We start from the raw sequence: 858 nt of genomic DNA, 5'->3' as shown, positions 1-858 counted from the left end.
GCGTTACCCAAATTCTCACCCACTGTCATCAGATAATTATCGTATCCGAAGTCCATCATGCGGCGGGCAATGGCAGCGGGAGTGCGCTCACGGTCTGTAAGGACACCAATCAAAGGACAGCACTCTATCAACGCACGGTCAAGCCCGTGCCAAGGGCGGCCGGTGAGCGACACGACACGCATGTCGTGATATGGGATCACCATGCGGTGGGCAAGCGTTTGCAGGGAGTTGAACGCCGGATAAAGCCTTATCGGCACGAAAGGAAGCTTCCGCCTGACGGTATTCGCAAAACCGAAGAACAGCGGATCGCCGGAGGCGAACACAACAATGCGCTCCCGATAGTTCTCGTAAACACCGAAAACAGCGTCTATCGGCACGGTAATATCTATCCACTCGGCATCTTGCGGAAGCATGGCCGCAACTATCTCATGGTGACGCCGTCCGCCGGAGAACACCCTGGAAGATTTTATTTCCGAAACGACCTCGGGCGGAAACCACGGCGAACGGTTGTCTGTAAGACCTATGATGACAAACTCCCTATCGCCAGCCGAGCCCATCGGGCTGACGGCCGGCCGCATTTCGCCACTAATCATGCTCTGCTCCATGCACCGTCACACGTCTCTGCCGGGGCGAAGAGCCTCAGCGTCGTTAAAACACAGAATGGAGTTGACAAGCGTTGCGGCGATGCTGCTGCCGCCCTTACGTCCTTCAACTATTATCTTGGGAATACCGGCAAACGTCTTGACCATGTGCTTCGACTCCCTGACATGCACGAAACCGACAGGCGCGGCTATCACTCCGGCAGGCCGTGCCTTGCCTTTCCGAATGAGATCGCACAGTTCCATGAGTGCCGTCGGG

The 858-nt window shown here is 56.4% G+C and carries 2 protein-coding genes; both read right to left on the bottom strand.

The features are described from left to right. Nucleotides 1–593, bottom strand: a 593-nt coding sequence (cbiE, locus tag MoGM_RS00925; protein ID WP_233210092.1) for a precorrin-6y C5,15-methyltransferase (decarboxylating) subunit CbiE, incomplete at its 3' end; no start/stop codon positions are given. Nucleotides 594–611: 18 nt separating this feature from the next. Next, the coding region (locus MoGM_RS00920; protein ID WP_146078604.1) for a precorrin-8X methylmutase at nt 612–858 on the bottom strand (247 nt) is incomplete at its 5' end.

It is taken from the genome of Prevotella sp. MGM1, assembly GCF_002933775.1.
Lineage (GTDB): Bacteria > Bacteroidota > Bacteroidia > Bacteroidales > Bacteroidaceae > Prevotella.
Note: the sequence above shows the minus strand (reverse complement) of the source record. Positions and strands in the feature narration are given on the sequence as shown.